Origin of the sequence: Streptomyces sp. NPDC059477 (assembly GCF_042749375.1) — a bacterium.
In the GTDB taxonomy this organism is placed as follows: domain Bacteria; phylum Actinomycetota; class Actinomycetes; order Streptomycetales; family Streptomycetaceae; genus Streptomyces.
In genome coordinates this window covers 43,338-58,909 of the sequence record NZ_JBHYUG010000050.1, presented here as the reverse complement: position 1 = coordinate 58,909, position 15,572 = coordinate 43,338, and the positions used below count along the sequence as shown (strand labels likewise).

Below are 15,572 nucleotides of genomic sequence, written 5' to 3'. Positions count from 1 at the left end.
GAACGCTACGGCCCCGCGCGCCCGCCCCCCGCTCCCCCTATTCGGCGCCGCACTTCACGTCACCGGCGCTCTTGACGGATCCGGAGCCCACCGACGCACCGGAGCGCTCCGCTTCACGGCCGTCCGCCGACTCTCCGGCGTTCTCCCACTCCCCGGCCTCCACCGGCTCGCCGCCGCTCTCCAGCCGGGCGCCGCGTAGCAGGAACCACGCCGCCACCGAGGCGGCCAGCAGCACCGCCGCGCCGATGCCCGCCGCCATGGTGAGGCCGTCGACGAAGGAGTTCCGGGCCGAGTCCAGGAGCTGCTGCGCGGTCGCGGGCGGCAGCCCCGCCGCCACCTCGACCGCGCCGCCCAGCGACTCGTGGGCCGACTCCGGGGTGCCCGGCGGGGCCGGGAAGCCACGGTAGACGCCGGTCACGATGGAGCCGAGCAGGGCGATGCCGAGGGCCGCGCCCAGTTCGTACGCCGTCTCCGAGACCGCCGAGGCCGCGCCCGCCTGCTCCTTCGGTACGGAGGCGAGGATCACGTCCGCCGTGACGGTGAACGCGAAGCCCGCGCCGATGCCGACGACCAGCAGGGCGGCGCCGAGCAGCGGATAGCCGGTGGACTGGTCGAGGAAGGACAGCGTGCCCAGGGCGAGGCCGACGGCGGCGAGACCGCCGGAGACCACGGACCGCACCGAGAAGCGCCGGGCCGCCGTACCGGCGATCAGACCGGCCGCCACCGCGCCGACCGCCGCGGGCAGTTCGGCGAGACCGGCCTCCAGGGGCCGCCTGCCCTGCACCAGCTGGAGGTACTGCGACAGGAAGAACACCAGGCCGGCCATGCCCAGGATGGTCAGCAGATCGGCGAGGACCGCGCCGCTGAAGCCACGGTTGCGGAACAGTCGTACGTCCAGCAGCGGGGCCGGGAGCGTGAACTGACGGCGTACGAAGCCGTACAGCGCCGCCGCGCCGAGCAGACCCGCCGCCAGGGTGCCCCACGCGAACCCATGGCTGGCCGCCTCCTTGATCGCGTACACCACGCCGATCATGCCGACCAGCGACAGCACGACGCTGGCCATGTCCCAGGGGCCGGGCCTCGGGTTGCGGGACTCGGGGAGCATCTTGGCGCCGACCAGGACCAGCACCGCCATCACGGGCAGGTTGATCAGGAAGACCGAGCCCCACCAGAAGTGCTCCAGCAGGAATCCGCCCATGATCGGGCCGATCGCCATACCGGCGGAGGCGGTGGCGCCCCAGATGCCGATGGCGAGGCTGCGCTCGCGCGGGTCGTGGAAGATGTTGCGGATCAGGGCGAGCGTGGCGGGCATCAGGGTCGCGCCCGCGACTCCGAGCAGGGCCCGCGCCACGATCAGCAGTTCCGGCGAGGTCGCGTAGGCGTTGAGCACGGACACCGCGCCGAACGCGGTCGCGCCGATCAGCAGGATCTTCTTGCGGCCGATACGGTCGCCGAGGCTGCCCATGGACACCAGCAGACCGGCGATGACGAACGAGTAGACGTCACCGATCCACAGCAGCTGGTTGCCGGAGGGGCTGAGATCCTCGCTGATGTACGGGGTGGCGAGGCCGAGGACGGTCGCGTCGACGGCCACCAGCAGAACGGCGAGCACCAGGACGGACAGCGCCAGCCAGCGTCCGGGGCGCTTCACGGCCTCGGTGGCACTCGCCGGCCGCAGGGTGCTGCTCATGATTGCGTTCTCCGTATCGCTCCGCCGAGCAACAGCTCGACGATCATGGTTTCGAAGTCTTTGGCGGCGACCCTGCCGTCCATGACGGCCCAGGCCGCGGAGCCCACCAGCCCGTAGAGCGCCTCGGTGAGCCAGACGGCCGAGAGGTCGATGCGGAACTCTCCGCTGTCCTGGCCACGCCGGAACAGCGCGGAGATCCGCGCGTCGAGCCGCTCCCATCCCTCGTTGCGCTCCTCGCCCTCGAAGAGCTGGTTCTCGGTGACGAGGAAGCCGAGCAGACCGGCCGCCGGTTCGATCTCGCGGATCAGCCGGCGTACGGCGTCGCTCGCGCTGCCGTCGGCGAGCCGGGCCCGGTCCAGCGCGGCCTCGCACTCGCCGAGGCCCAGCGTCTCCAGGGCGCGGACCAGGGCGTCCCGGCCCGCGAAGTGCCGGTGCAGGGTGGCGCGGCTGATGCCCGCGGCCTTGGCGACCTCGTCCATGGTCGCGGTGGCTCGATGGGTCAGCAGGGCTGCGGCACTGCGCAGCACATGGTCACGGTCGACAGCCATGAGACGACCATAACCCATATGAGACATTCTTGTCTCATTCAGGGGATGGGGAGGCCGCCCGTCCGCAGCCGGGGCAGCTCAGTGCCAGGGCAGCCGGGCCCGCTCCGACCAGTACGTTTCCGGGTTCTCGGTGAGCTGGGCGAGACGGGTGAGCTGGTCCTCGTCCAGGTCCACGAGGGGCGCGTGGAGATTGGCGGCGAGCTGGGCGACGGTCGCGGCGCCGGACAGCACGACCCCGGCCCACGGCCGGCGCAGGACCAGGGCGAGGGCGACGGCGTCACAGTCCTGCGAGGTCTCCTCGGCGACCGCCCGCATGGCCTCGGGGGCGTGGGGCTGCGCGAGCCGGCCGTTGGCCATGGCCTCCTTGACGATCACCGTCAGACCGGCGTCGTGCGCCTCCGTGAGCGCGGGCCCGGCCGAGGTCTCCAGCGCGTTGTAGGTCGCCTGCACGGTACGGAAGAGGCGCTCGCCGTCGACCGTGATGTCCAGGGCGGCCCGGATCGCGTCGGCCTGGGCGGGGCCGCTGGTGGAGAAGCCGACGGTGACGCCCCCGGCGGCGGCCTCGGCCAGCGCGGTGTGCAGGGCGCGGTCGGTGAGGGCCGGGCTGTCCGGGGTCACCGAGTGGATCTGGTAGAGGTCGAGGCGGTCGCCGAGCAGGGCGGCGGTCTCCGCGCGCTGGCGTTCGTAGGCGGCGAGGCTGTGGTCCTTGACCTCGTGGCGGTCGGCGTCGATGGTCCAGTCGGCGGTGTAGGTGTAGCCCCATTTGCTGCCGATGACCACGTCGTCGATGCCGGGGTTGGCCGTGAGCCAGTCGGCGAGGAACTCCTCCGCGCGGCCGTAGGAGCGGGCCGTGTCGAAGTAGCGGACGCCCTGGGCGTAGGCGGCGGTGAGGAGGTCGTGGGTGCGGGTGCGCAGGGCTGCGGCGGTACGGGTCTCTCCGAGGGCTTCGGCTCGGTCGAGGGTGAGGTAGCCGGGGCGGCCGACCGCGGCCAGGCCCAGGCCGATGTGGGCGGTGGGGGTGGTTGCCTTGGCCAGGCGGGCGAAGGGCATCGGGGGCTCCGGGGGTTGGCGTCGGTCTCGATCAACGTAACCCCTGGCGGCGAACGGGGCGGGGCGTGGGGCGGGGGGTGAGGGTGGGCTCGCCGGGTGCGGGTGGGTGGGTGGTTGCTCGCGCAGTTCCCCGCGCCCCTGAAAAGAACGGCGTCCCGGCCCCCCGGAACCAAGCGGCACCCGGCGTCCCGCGCCCCACACCCCCCCCCACCGCCGGGCAGCACCCGGCGTCCCACGCCCCCGGACAGCGGCCCCCAAGACGCTCCGGCGCCCCACATCACCAAATACGCCGCGTCCCCCTCCCCGCCCAAACGCCCCAGCGTCGCCGCTCAGACCCCCTGTTTGGCCTGGGCCCATTCGTGCTGGCCGGCCACGTCCGCCTTCAGTTCCGCCAGTTGGATGGCGACCGCCGCGGGGGCCGTGCCGCCGCGGCCGTTGCGGGAGGCGATGGCGCCGGGGACGTCGAGGACCGTGCGGACCTTGGGGGTGAGGTGGGTGGAGATCTTGGCGAACTGCTCGTCGGTGAGGTCGGCCAGTTCCTTGCCCTCGGCCTCGGCGGCCTTGACGCACTCGCCGGCCACCTCGTGCGCGACGCGGAACGGGACGCCCTGCCGGACCAGCCACTCGGCGATGTCGGTGGCGAGGGAGAAACCGGCCGGGGCCAGCTCCTCCAGGCGCTCGCGGTGGACGGTGAGGGTGGCCATCATGCCGGTGAAGGCGGGGAGCAGGATCTCCAGCTGGTCGATGGAGTCGAAGACCGGCTCCTTGTCCTCCTGGAGGTCCCGGTTGTAGGCGAGCGGGAGGGCCTTGAGGGTGGCCATCAGGCCGGTGAGGTTGCCGATCAGCCGACCGGACTTGCCCCGGGCCAGCTCGGCGATGTCCGGGTTCTTCTTCTGCGGCATGATCGAGGAGCCGGTGGAGAACGCGTCGTGCAGCGTCACGAAGGAGAATTCCTTCGTGTTCCAGATGATGACCTCCTCGGCGATCCGGGAGAGGTTCACCCCGATCATCGCGGTGATGAAGGCGAACTCGGCGGCGAAGTCCCGGGAGGCCGTGCCGTCGATGGAGTTGCCGGCGCTGCCGTGCTCGAAGCCCAGCTCCTCCGCCACCGCCTCCGGGTCCAGGCCCAGGCTGCTGCCCGCGAGCGCGCCGGAGCCGTACGGCGAGACGGCCGTGCGCTCGTCCCACTGGCGCAGCCGCTCGGCGTCCCGGGACAGGGACTGGACATGGGCGAGGACATGGTGGGCGAAGAGCACCGGCTGGGCGTGCTGGAGGTGGGTGCGGCCGGGCATCGCCGTGTCGGGGTGGGCCTCGGCGAGACCGACGAGGGCGTCCTGAAGGTCGGCGATCAGGCCGCCGACCGTACGGGCGTGGTCCCGCAGATACATCCGGAAGAGAGTCGCCACCTGGTCGTTGCGGGAGCGGCCCGCGCGCAGCTTGCCGCCGAGGTCGGGGCCGAGCCGCTCCAGGAGCCCGCGCTCCAGGGCGGTGTGGACGTCCTCGTCGGCGATGGTGCCGGTGAAGGAGCCGTCGGCGACATCCGCCGCCAGCCGGTCGAGCCCGGCGATCATGCGGGTCAGCTCGTCGTCGCTGAGCAGCCCCGCCTTGTGCAGCACGCGCGCGTGGGCGCGGGAGCCCGCGATGTCGTAGGGCGCGAGCCGCCAGTCGAAGTGGACGGACGCGGACAGCTTCGCCAGGGCCTCGGCGGGACCGTCGGCGAAACGGCCGCCCCAGAGCCGGACGTCCTTGCTGTTGCTGCTCACTTGCTTTGCTCCTCACACTGCGTTCGCCGGTCGGTGCACGACTCCACCCGACCGCCCATGCATGACCTTGCACCTTGAACCTTGCATGAGTATGCAGAGTCATGCATGAGTAGTCAATTCAATCCCATTGCCGCAGAGGTCGTTAGGCTGAATAATCTTTAGGCGTGGGAAAGACATATGAGCGCATTGACGGCAGACTCCGTACGTTCATCGAAGAGCAGCCGCTCTTCTTCACCGCGACCGCCCCGCTGTCCGGCGAGGGTACGGTCAATCTCTCTCCCAAGGGCCTCAAGGGCTCCTTCGCCATCCTCGACGAGTTGACGGTGGCGTATCTCGATTTCGCCGGGTCGAACGCCGAGACCATCGCACATCTGCGCGAGAACGGCCGGATCACCCTGATGTGGTGCGCCTTCCAGGGACCGCCGAACATCGTCCGGTTGCACGGCCACGGCGAGCCGGTCTTCCGGGACGACCCCCGCTTCCCCGGCCTGCTCGCCCGCTTCCCGGACATCGACGCCACCCGGCACGGACTCCGCGCGATCATCGTGGTGACGGCCGATCTCCTGCGCGACAGCTGTGGTTACGCCGTTCCGCTGATGACGTACGACGAGGACCGCGAGCTGCACGGGCGGCGCTTCGCGCGCGAGGACGACGACTCGCTCGACGCCTACTTCCACAAGAAGGACCACATCGCCACCAGCCTGGACGGCCTGCCGGGGCTGCCGCTCCCGCTCCCACCGACACCCGTGTAGCCAGGCACCCGTATAGCCAGGCCATCCGTGTAGCCAGGCACCCGTACAGCCGGGGGCCGTTGCGGCGGGCCGGTCACGCGGTGCCCTCGAACGGGTCACCCGCACTGCCGGGGTCCCCCCGCTCCCCTAGCGTCGGCGCCATGCGCCCCACCCTCGCCGCCGCCCTCGCCCTCGTCACCTCCGCCGCCCTCCTGGGCATGGCCCCGCCCGCCCCGGAGGAACCGCTGCCCGCCACGCTGGCCGACACCGGGGGCGGTGATCAGCTGATCACCGCCGTGGCACCGGAGACCGGCTCCACCACCGGCGCGGTCACCTGGTGGGACCGCCGGGACGGCGACTGGGTGGAGTCGGGCACGGCACCGGCCCGGTTCGGGGCCAACGGGCTGGTCGAGGGGGGCGCCCGCAAGCAGGGCACGAACACCACCCCCACCGGGCTGTACGACCTGCCGTACGCCTTCGGCATCGAGCCGGCGCCGCCCGGGACGACGTACACCTACCGGCCGGTGGGGCAGGAGTCCTGGTGGTGCCAGGACAACGACTCGGCGGACTACAACCGCTGGAGCGAGCCGCGCGCCGCCGACTGCCGGGCCGGGCACGCGGAGCATCTGGTCTCCTACGGCACGCAGTACGCGCACGCCCTCGTCATCGGCTTCAACTACCGCACGCCGGTGCGCGGGCGCGGTGCCGGGATCTTCCTGCACGTCAACGGCAGCGGCGCGACGGCCGGTTGTGTGTCCGTGCCCGCCGACGCGATGCGCGCGATCCTCGCCTGGGCCCGCCCGGAGGCCCGGCCGCACATCGCGGTGGGCACACAGGACGGCACCACGGCGATCACTCGTTACTGAGCCGCGCCCGCCGGCCGCCGGCTACCCGCCGACGCTCTGAACGGTTCGCGGGCGCCGCGCGTATCTCTGGGCCAAGGGACCACGACACACCCGTCGCCCCCGTCCCCGGAGGAACCGTGACCAGCACGCTCGCAGGCGGCCGTGCCGCCCGGCGGCAGACGATGCGCCGCATCCGCCCGCGCCGCTCCCCCGCCGTCCCGCTGCTGCTCGCGGTGGGGGCGGGTGCCGCCGCCGTGCTGTGGCTGTGGTGGGGCAACACGCCCTCGATCGGCGACGACACCGGCCGGATCATCAACGCGGGCCGGATCACCGGACTGCTCGCGGGCTATCTGATGGCGCTGGTGGTGCTCCAGATGGCCCGGGTGCCCGCGCTGGAGCGGCGGGTCGGCTCGGACCGGGTGGCCCGCTGGCACGCGATGACCGGCCGCTACACCCTGTGCCTGGTCCTCGCCCATGTCGTCCTCATCATGTGGGGCCACGCCCGCCGAGCGGGCCTGGGCCTGGCCGACATCGTCCGCCAGACCACCGACTCCCTCACCCAGCTCCCCGACCTGGGCAAGGCCGCGACCGGTACCGCCCTGCTGGTGCTGATCGGCCTGGTCTCGATCGGCGGGGTGCGGCGCAGGATGCCGTACGACACCTGGTACCACGTGCATCTGATGACGTACGCGGCGGTGTTCCTGACGTTCTGGCACCAGATCTCCACCGGCAACGACTTCGCCGTGCGGCCCCTCGCGAAGACGTTCTGGTACGGGCTGTACGGGGTGGTCAGCGCGCTGGTGATCTGGTTCCGGGTCCTCACCCCGATCCGGCTGAACCTGCGCCACCGGATGCGGGTCGAGGCGGTCGTCGAGGAGACGCCGGGGATTGTGTCGGTGCTGATCGGCGGGCGCAGGCTGCACCGGATAGGCGCGGAGGCCGGGCAGTTCTTCCGGTGGCGGTTCCTGGCGCCGGGGATGCGGTTCAGCTCCCACCCGTACTCGCTGTCGGCCGCGCCCCGGCCGGACCTGCTCCGGATCACCGTGAAGGCGATCGGCGACCACAGCGCCGGGCTGCGCGGGCTGCGGCCCGGGACGCGCGTGTGGGCGGAGGGTCCGTACGGCGCCCTGACCGCCTCCCGGCGCAGCCGGGGCAAGGTGCTGCTGGTGGCGGGCGGGGTCGGCATCACCCCGATGCGGGCACTGTTCGAGACGCTGCCCGGCGCGGCCGGTGACATCACCCTTCTCTACCGGGCCACCACCACCCAGGACCTGGCCCTGTGGGACGAGCTGTCCGCCATCGCCGACGAGCGCGGCGCCCGCCTGATGTACGCCGTCAACAGCCCGGACGGGGCCCGCCCCGACATCTCCGCGGAGACCCTCCAGCGAAAGATCCCCGACATCGACCGGCACGACGTCTTCCTGTGCGGGCCCCCCGGCTTCGCGCAGGCGGTGTACGAGGCGCTGCGCGGCGCGGGTGTCCCGGCGCGCCGCATCCACCACGAGTCGTTCGCGATGTGAGCGGGGCCTCCTCCCCCAGGGACCCTCCCCCGCCCTCTTCCCCTTCTTCCCCTTCTTCCCCTTCTTCCCCTTTCTCCCCTTCCTCCCCCTCCCCCGACGGGTCATCAGGAGACCGGCAACCATGAAGAAGAGCCACCCCGTCCGGCGTGCCGTGCTCGCCACCGCGGCCACCGTGTCCGGCATCGTGCTGCTGCTGTCGATGAAGCCGGGCTCCGACCCCGGCGCGGCGGCGGGCGGCGCCCGGCCCCCCGCCGCGGCCGGTCAGTCGGCGCAGGGCGGCGCCCGGCCCACCGGCGGCGCCACGGTCACCGGCACCGCCGCGCGGACCCCGTACGGCCCCGTGCAGGTCCGGATCACGGTGAGCGGCGGGAGGATCACCGGGGCGGAGACCGTGCAGGCGCCCAGCGGCGGCCAAAGCACGCAGGTCACGGCCAACGCCGTACCGAAGCTCAACCAGGCGGCGGTGGCGGCGGGCAGCGCCCGGATCGACGCCGTGTCCGGGGCGACGTACACCAGCGCCGGGTACAAGGAGTCCCTCCAGTCGGCGCTGGACCGGGCCGGTGGCTGAGCCGGTGGCTGAATCCGCGCCCGTGCCCGGCGTCGTACGGCATGTGGAGGAGGTCATGGGCACCGTGTTCTCCCTCGATGTGCGCGGTGGTGAGCCGGACGCGGTCCGGGCCGCCGTGCGGGAGGTGGTCGCCGGGCTGCATCGGGTCGACGCGGTGTTCAGCGCGTATCGCGAGGACAGTCAGGTGTCGCGGCTGGCGGCGGGGGAGCTGACGGTCGGGCGGTGCGATCCGGAGGTGGCCGAGGTGCTGGCGCTGGGGGCGGAGGCGGAGCGGGTGAGCGGGGGGTGGTTCAGCACGCGGTACCGCGGGCGGCTCGATCCGACCGGGATCGTGAAGGGCTGGTCGGTGCGGCGGGCCGCGCTGCGGTTGAGGGCGGTGGAGGGGGTGGTGGGGGTGAGTGTGAACGGCGGCGGCGATGTGCAGTTGCTGGGCGTGCCGGCCGCCGACCGCCCCTGGCGGGTGGGGGTCGCCGACCCGCTGCGTCCCGGGGGTCTCGCGGCGGTCGTCTCGGCGGCGGGCGCGCCGGAACTGGCGGTCGCCACGTCGGGTACGGCCGAGCGGGGCGCGCACATCGTGGACCCGCGCACAGCGAGGTCGGCGGTGACCGATCTGGTGGCGGTGACGGTGGTCGCCCCTGACCTGACCTGGGCCGACTGCTGGGCGACGGCGGCGTTCGCGATGGGTTCGCGGGAGGCGTTGGGGTGGCTGGAGTCACTGCCGGGCGTGGAGGCACTGCTGATCACGGCGGGGGACGAGGTGTGGTGCACGGGGGGACTGGCAGCGCGGCTGGGCTGAGGCGGGGGCGTGTCACTCCCGCGCGCTGCCGGGGTGCCTCAAGCTACGGCGACAAGAGACGCAGGCGACTGCAACGCCTTGGGGGCGCGGGGAACTGCGCGACCAGCCACCGACCACCCGCACCCGGCGACGCACCAGCCCCCCCCACCTCACCCCCCGTTCTGAGCCACCCGCAGCATGTGGTCCGCCAGGGCCTGCCCCCCGTCGGCCCGACGGCTGATCAGCAGCAGCGTGTCGTCCCCGGCGATCGTCCCCAGGATGTCGTGCAGCTCGGCCTGGTCGATGGCCGAGGCGAGGAACTGGGCCGCGCCCGGCGGCGTACGCAGGACCACGAGATTCGCGGACGCCTCCGCGGAGATCAGCAGCTCCGCGGACAGCCTCCGCATCCGCTCCTCCTTCGCCGACTCCCCCAGCGGCGCCCGAGGCGTACGGAACCCGCCCTCGCTGGGCACCGCGTAGATCAGATCCCCGTCGTTGTCGCGGATCTTCACGGCGTTCAGCTCGTCGAGGTCCCGGGACAGGGTCGCCTGGGTGACATGCAGCCCGTCGTCCGAGAGCAGCTTGGCCAGCTGGCTCTGCGACCGCACGGGCTGCCGGTTGAGGATGTCCACGATCCGCCGGTGCCGTGCGGTCCGCGTCTGCGGCACCGCGGACCCGGCCGCCCCGGACACCTGCTCATGGTCCTGCGCCTGACTCATCGTCGTCCCATTCCCCGGACACTCGTTCCCCGGACACTCTTCACTCGGATCGTGCGTCACCGCCGGCCGCGTCGAGCACCCCGGGCAGCGCCCGCAGCAGCGCCGCCACGTCGTCGTCCCCGGTGTTCAGCGGCGGCATCAGCCGTACGACATCGGGGGCGGGCGCGTTGACCAGGAAGCCGGCGTCCTGGGCCGCCTGCTGCACCCGCGGCGCGAGCGGCCTGGTGAGCACGATACCCAGCAGCAGGCCCGCGCCCCGGACATGGGCGACCAGCGGATGCCCGAGCGCCTCGATCCCGTCCCGCAGGCTCTCGCCCTGCCGCTTGACGTTCGCCAGCAGCCCGTCGCTCGCGATGGTGTCGAGGACGGCGAGCCCGGCCGCACAGGCGACGGGGTTGCCGCCGAAGGTCGTACCGTGCTGGCCCGGCTGGAGCAGCTCCGCGGCCCGCCCGAAGGCGATGGTCGCGCCGAGCGGCAGCCCGCCGCCGAGCCCCTTGGCGAGGGTGACGACATCGGGCAGCACACCTTCGTGGGCCTGGTACTCGAACCAGTGCCCGGTCCGGCCGACCCCCGTCTGCACCTCGTCCAGCACGAGGAGACTGCCGTTCGCCGCCGTGATCGCGCGGGCCGCCTTCAGATAGCCCGGCGGCGGGACGACGACCCCGTTCTCGCCCTGGATCGGCTCGATGATGACGAACGCCGTGTTCTCGGTGACGGCGGCGGCCAGCGCCTGCGCGTCGCCGTAGGGCACATGGGTGACCTCGCCGGGCAGCGGCAGGAAGGGTTCCTGTTTGCCGGGCTGGCCGGTGAGGGCGAGGGCGCCCATGGTGCGGCCGTGGAAGCCGCCGTCGGTGGCGACCATATGGGTCCGCCCGGTCAGCCGCCCTATCTTGAACGCGCCCTCGTTGGCCTCGGCGCCCGAGTTGCAGAAGAACACCTTGCCGTCCCGGCCGAACAGCTGGAGCAGCCGTTCGGCGAGCGCGACGGGCGGTTCGGCGACGAACAGGTTGGAGACATGCCCGAGGGACGCGATCTGCCGGCTCACCGCCTCGACGATCGCCGGGTGGGCGTGGCCGAGCGCGTTGACCGCGATGCCGCCGACGAAATCGATGTACTCGGTGCCGTCGGCGTCCCAGAGCCGGGTGCCCTCGCCGCGTACCAGAGGCAGCCGCGGGGTGCCGTAGTTGTTCATGAGCGCGCCCTGCCAGCGAGCGGTCAGCTCGGCGTTGCTCTCGGTGTCGGTCACGGCTCCCCCTGTCCGTCGGGCACGACCATCGTGCCGATCCCTTCATCCGTGAAGATCTCCAGCAGGATCGAGTGCTGGACCCGTCCGTCGATGACCCGGGCGGTGGTGACGCCGTTGCGGACGGCGTGCAGACAGCCCTCCATCTTCGGCACCATCCCGGCGGACAGGTCGGGCAGCAGTTTCTCCAGCTGGGTGGCGGTGAGCCGGCTGATCACCTCGTCGCTGTGCGGCCAGTCCTCGTAGAGTCCCTCGACGTCCGTGAGGACCATGAGGGTCTCGGCGCCCAGCGCCGCAGCGAGTGCCGCAGCCGCCGTATCAGCATTGACGTTGTAGACATGTCCGTCGTCCTGACTGCGGGCGATGGAGGAGACGACCGGGATACGGCCGTCGGCGAGCAGGGCCTCGATCGCTCCCGTGTCGATCTCGGTGATCTCGCCGACCCGCCCGATGTCGACGGGTTCGCCGTCGACGAAGGGCCGGTGCCTGGTGGCGGTCATGGTGCGGGCGTCCTCGCCGGTGATGCCGACGGCGAGCGGCCCGTGCTCGTTGAGCAGCCCGACCAGCTCGCGCTGGACCTGTCCGGCCAGCACCATCCGTACGACGTCCATGGCCTCCTCGGTGGTGACGCGCAGGCCCGCCTTGAACTCGCTGACGATGCCGTGCCGGTCGAGGGCGGCGCTGATCTGCGGGCCGCCGCCGTGCACGACGACCGGTTTGAGGCCGGCCTGCCGCAGGAAGACGACGTCCTGCGCGAAGGCGGCCTTCAGTTCCTCGTCCACCATGGCGTTGCCGCCGAACTTGATGACGACGGTCCTGCCGTGGTGCCGGGTCAGCCAGGGCAGGGCCTCGATGAGGATCTGCGCCTTGGGCAGCGCGGTGTGCTTGCGGGTGCCGCTCATGACGAGTACGCGCTGTTCTCGTGGACGTAGTCGGCGGTGAGGTCGTTGGTCCAGATGGTGGCGGTGTCGGAACCGGCGGCGAGGTCGGCGACGATGTGCACCTCGCGGAAGCGCATGTCGACCTTGTCGCGGTCCTCGCCGACGCCGCCGTTCTTGCACACCCAGACGCCGTTGATGGCGACGTTGAGGCGGTCGGGCTCGAAGGCGGCGGCGGTCGTGCCGATGGCGCTGAGCACCCGGCCCCAGTTGGGGTCCTCGCCGTGGATGGCGCACTTGAGGAGGTTGTTGCGGGCGATGGACCGCCCGACCTCCACGGCGTCGTCCTCGCTCGCCGCGTTGATCACCTCGATCCTGATGTCCTTGCTGGCGCCCTCGGCGTCCCGGATCAGCTGCTGCCCGAGGTCGTCGCAGACGGCCCGGACGGCCTCGGCGAACTCGGTGTCGTCCGGGACGATCCCGGAGGCGCCGGAGGCCAGCAGCAGCACGGTGTCGTTGGTGGACATGCAGCCGTCGGAGTCGACCCGGTCGAAGGTGGTCCGGGTGGCGGCGCGCAGCGCCCGGTCCAGCACGTCGGCTTCGAGGTCGGCGTCGGTGGTGAGCACGACGAGCATGGTGGCGAGGCCGGGGGCGAGCATCCCGGCCCCCTTGGCCATGCCGCCGACGCTCCAGCCGTCCTTGGCCACCACGGCCGTCTTGTGCACACTGTCGGTGGTCTTGATGGCGATGGCGGCCTTCTCGCCGCCGTGCCCGGAGAGCTGTGCGGCGGCCGTCTCGACGCCCGGCAGCAGCTTGTCCATGGGCAGCAGCAGGCCGATCAGCCCGGTGGAGCACACCGCGACCTCACCGGCGCTGTGCCCGTCGAGGACCTCGGCGACCTTCTCGGCCGTGGCATGGGTGTCCTGGAACCCCTTGGGCCCCGTACAGGCGTTGGCGCCACCGGAGTTGAGGATCACGGCGCCGACCCGGCCGCCCTTGAGCACCTGCTCCGACCACAGCACCGGGGCGGCCTTGACCCGGTTGGAGGTGAAGACGCCCGCGGCGGCCCGGCGCGGCCCGGTGTTGACCACGAGGGCCAGATCCGGATTGCCGTTCTCCTTGATCCCGGCGGCGATGCCCGCAGCGGTGAACCCTTGTGCTGCCGTGACACTCACTGCGTCTCCTCGTTCGCTTCTCCGCCCGTGCAGCGCAGAGGTGCGGCTGTCGTCGTTGTCTGCGGCCCGGTGGCTGCACGTGCGTCGCTCACGGTGCGACTCCGATCGTGGAAAGCCCTGTGGCCTCATCGATCCCCAGGGCGATGTTCATGCTCTGAAGGGCGCCTCCCGCGGTGCCCTTCGTCAGGTTGTCGATGGCGCTGATCGCGATGATGCGTCCGACGGCCGCGTCATACGCGACCTGCACCTGAACGGCGTTGGAACCCTGGACGGACGCGGTGGCGGGCCACTGCCCCTCGGGCAGCAGATGGACGAACGGCTCGTCGGTGAACGCCTTCTCGTAGGCGGCCCGCACGGACTCGGCGGTGACCCCGGGGCGTGCCTTGACATTGCAGGTGGCGAGGATGCCGCGGGACATGGGCGCGAGGGTGGGCGTGAAGGAGACGGCCACCCGCTCACCGGCGACCGCGCTGAGGTTCTGGATCATCTCGGGGGTGTGCCGGTGGCCGCCGCCGACGCCGTACGGCGACATGGAGCCCATGACCTCGGAGCCGAGCAGCTGCGCCTTGGGCGCCTTGCCCGCCCCGGAGGTGCCGGAGGCGGCCACGACCACGGCCTCGGACTCGGCCAGCCCGGCGGCGTACGCCGGGAACAGGGCGAGCGAGACGGCCGTCGGGTAGCAACCGGGCACCGCGACGCGCTTGGACCCCTCCAGCGCGGCGCGGGCACCCGGCAGTTCGGGAAGGCCGTACGGCCAGGTCCCGGCATGCGCGGAACCGTAGAAACGCTCCCAGTCGGCGGCGTCCGTCAGCCGGAAGTCGGCGCCCATGTCGATCACGAGCACCTCCGGCCCGAGCTGCTCGGCGACCGCGGCGGACTGCCCGTGCGGCAGCGCGAGAAACACCACGTCATGCCCGGCGAGCACGTCGGCACTGGTCTCCTGGAGCACCCGCTCCGCCAGCGGCAGCAGATGCGGCTGGAGCCCCCCGAGCCGCTGTCCGGCGTTGGAGTGCCCGGTCAGCGCGCCTATCTCGACCCCGGGGTGCGCGAGAAGCAGCCGCAGCAGCTCCCCACCGGCATACCCGCTGGCCCCGGCCACCGCCGCACGTACCGTCATGGAAACCCTCCTCATGGATGGCATGACTATACGCAGCGCTGCACGTTTATGCAATCACGTACATGATGGGAGGCTGCGGAATGATAAGCTGCCCGGCGTTCGTATCTGATCCAGACCGAGGAAGTGGGGAGGTGGGGTTGATGACCGCGCGCCAGGCCACCGCCATGCGCACCGCCCGGACCGCCCTCACGTCCCGGGCCGTGGCCTGACCTCATCCGGATCCGCCTCGCTGGGAGCGTGAGCTCGCGGGGCACCACCGATACGAACCCACCATGGAACGGATCTCCCTCCACTGTGAGCATCGACTGGATCACGCGCGCCGAGACCGGCGCCGACATCCCCGCCCTTCGTGACATCAGCCTCGCCGCGTTCGACACTCCGCTGGAGGCGGACCTCGTCGACGCCCTGCGCGCCGACCCGTCGTGGATCGACGGGCTGTCCCTCGTCGCCACCGGCCCCGACGGCGGGCCCGTCGGCCACGCCCTGCTGACCCGCTGCCACATCGACGACACCCCGGCCCTGTGCCTGGGCCCCGTCGCCGTGCGGCCCGAGCACCAGGGGACCGGCGCGGGCTCCGCCGCGATCCGCGCCGCGTTGCGGGCCGCCAGGGAACGGGGCGAGCACTTCGTCACCGTCCTCGGACACCCGGCGTACTACCCGAGGTTCGGCTTCACCCGCGCTTCCGAGCACGGCATCGGCCTCACCATCGACGTCCCGGACGAGGCCATGATGGCCCTCACCCTCGACGCCGGCCACCCGCTGCCCAGCGGCACGGTCCGCTACGCCGCACCGTTCGGCATCTAGGGCCCTGACCAGTAGGCAGAAAGCCGCCGGGGGCGGGGGGGAGCCACCCCCCCCCCCCCCGGGGGGTCTCCCCCCCGAACAGCTCCCCCCCCTGGGCATATCTCGCGGGGGCGCCCCGGGCGGTATTTGCGAGCGCGGCGCGGGTC

15 protein-coding genes are annotated in these 15,572 nt (G+C 72.2%); 6 read left to right on the top strand and 9 right to left on the bottom strand.

Annotation, left to right across the window (positions count from 1 at the left end):
* Positions 1-37: 37 nt before the first annotated feature.
* From ACFXAZ_RS24155 to argH, 4 genes are all read right to left on the bottom strand, one after another.
* Positions 38-1,690 (bottom strand): MFS transporter, encoded by a 1,653-nt coding sequence (locus tag ACFXAZ_RS24155; protein ID WP_384594898.1) that lies wholly within the window; start codon positions 1,688-1,690, stop codon positions 38-40.
* Entirely contained in the window at positions 1,687-2,238 is a 552-nt protein-coding gene (locus ACFXAZ_RS24150; protein ID WP_384594895.1) for a TetR/AcrR family transcriptional regulator, read from the bottom strand. The genes ACFXAZ_RS24155 and ACFXAZ_RS24150 overlap by 4 nt, the downstream gene beginning before the upstream one ends.
* Positions 2,239-2,316: 78 nt before the next feature.
* Entirely contained in the window at positions 2,317-3,288 is a 972-nt protein-coding gene (locus ACFXAZ_RS24145; protein WP_384594892.1) for an aldo/keto reductase, read from the bottom strand.
* A gap of 329 nt (positions 3,289-3,617) precedes the next feature.
* Positions 3,618-5,051, bottom strand: coding sequence for an argininosuccinate lyase (argH, locus tag ACFXAZ_RS24140; protein ID WP_384594889.1), 1,434 nt, complete (start codon positions 5,049-5,051; stop codon positions 3,618-3,620).
* 164 nt (positions 5,052-5,215) lie between these two features.
* On the opposite strand from argH, the gene ACFXAZ_RS24135 reads away from it, so the two are divergent.
* From ACFXAZ_RS24135 to ACFXAZ_RS24115, 5 genes are all read left to right on the top strand, one after another.
* Positions 5,216-5,803, top strand: a complete 588-nt coding sequence (locus tag ACFXAZ_RS24135; RefSeq protein ID WP_384594886.1) for a pyridoxamine 5'-phosphate oxidase family protein — start codon at positions 5,216-5,218, stop codon at positions 5,801-5,803.
* Positions 5,804-5,943: 140 nt separating this feature from the next.
* The gene (locus ACFXAZ_RS24130; protein ID WP_384594883.1) at positions 5,944-6,648 is read left to right on the top strand and encodes a L,D-transpeptidase; all 705 of its coding nucleotides are present in this window, start codon (positions 5,944-5,946) and stop codon (positions 6,646-6,648) included.
* 116 nt (positions 6,649-6,764) lie between these two features.
* Positions 6,765-8,147: a ferric reductase-like transmembrane domain-containing protein gene (locus ACFXAZ_RS24125; RefSeq protein ID WP_384594880.1), complete on the top strand. Its 1,383-nt coding sequence runs from the start codon at positions 6,765-6,767 to the stop codon at positions 8,145-8,147.
* Positions 8,148-8,268: 121 nt separating this feature from the next.
* Positions 8,269-8,715, top strand: a complete 447-nt coding sequence (locus ACFXAZ_RS24120; protein WP_384594877.1) for an FMN-binding protein — start codon at positions 8,269-8,271, stop codon at positions 8,713-8,715.
* A 55-nt stretch (positions 8,716-8,770) separates the two neighbouring features.
* On the top strand, positions 8,771-9,511 hold the full coding sequence (locus ACFXAZ_RS24115; RefSeq protein WP_384594910.1) for an FAD:protein FMN transferase: 741 nt from the start codon (positions 8,771-8,773) through the stop codon (positions 9,509-9,511).
* Positions 9,512-9,660: 149 nt separating this feature from the next.
* Here ACFXAZ_RS24115 and ACFXAZ_RS24110 read toward each other — a convergent pair whose 3' ends face one another.
* The 5 genes from ACFXAZ_RS24110 to argC all read right to left on the bottom strand — a co-directional run bounded on the left by ACFXAZ_RS24110 (position 9,661) and on the right by argC (position 14,622).
* Positions 9,661-10,209, bottom strand: a complete 549-nt coding sequence (locus tag ACFXAZ_RS24110; protein WP_384594874.1) for an arginine repressor — start codon at positions 10,207-10,209, stop codon at positions 9,661-9,663.
* 40 nt (positions 10,210-10,249) lie between these two features.
* Entirely contained in the window at positions 10,250-11,455 is a 1,206-nt protein-coding gene (locus ACFXAZ_RS24105; RefSeq protein WP_384594871.1) for an acetylornithine transaminase, read from the bottom strand.
* Positions 11,452-12,354, bottom strand: a complete 903-nt coding sequence (gene argB / locus ACFXAZ_RS24100; protein ID WP_384594868.1) for an acetylglutamate kinase — start codon at positions 12,352-12,354, stop codon at positions 11,452-11,454. The genes ACFXAZ_RS24105 and argB overlap by 4 nt, the downstream gene beginning before the upstream one ends.
* The gene (argJ, locus tag ACFXAZ_RS24095; protein WP_384594866.1) at positions 12,351-13,505 is read right to left on the bottom strand and encodes a bifunctional glutamate N-acetyltransferase/amino-acid acetyltransferase ArgJ; all 1,155 of its coding nucleotides are present in this window, start codon (positions 13,503-13,505) and stop codon (positions 12,351-12,353) included. The genes argB and argJ overlap by 4 nt, the downstream gene beginning before the upstream one ends.
* An 88-nt stretch (positions 13,506-13,593) precedes the next feature.
* The gene (gene argC, locus ACFXAZ_RS24090; protein ID WP_384594863.1) at positions 13,594-14,622 is read right to left on the bottom strand and encodes an N-acetyl-gamma-glutamyl-phosphate reductase; all 1,029 of its coding nucleotides are present in this window, start codon (positions 14,620-14,622) and stop codon (positions 13,594-13,596) included.
* A 294-nt stretch (positions 14,623-14,916) separates the two neighbouring features.
* Here argC and ACFXAZ_RS24085 point away from each other — a divergent pair, with 294 nt between their 5' ends.
* Positions 14,917-15,426, top strand: coding sequence for a GNAT family N-acetyltransferase (locus ACFXAZ_RS24085; RefSeq protein WP_384594860.1), 510 nt, complete (start codon positions 14,917-14,919; stop codon positions 15,424-15,426).
* The last annotated feature ends 146 nt before the right edge of the window (positions 15,427-15,572 follow it).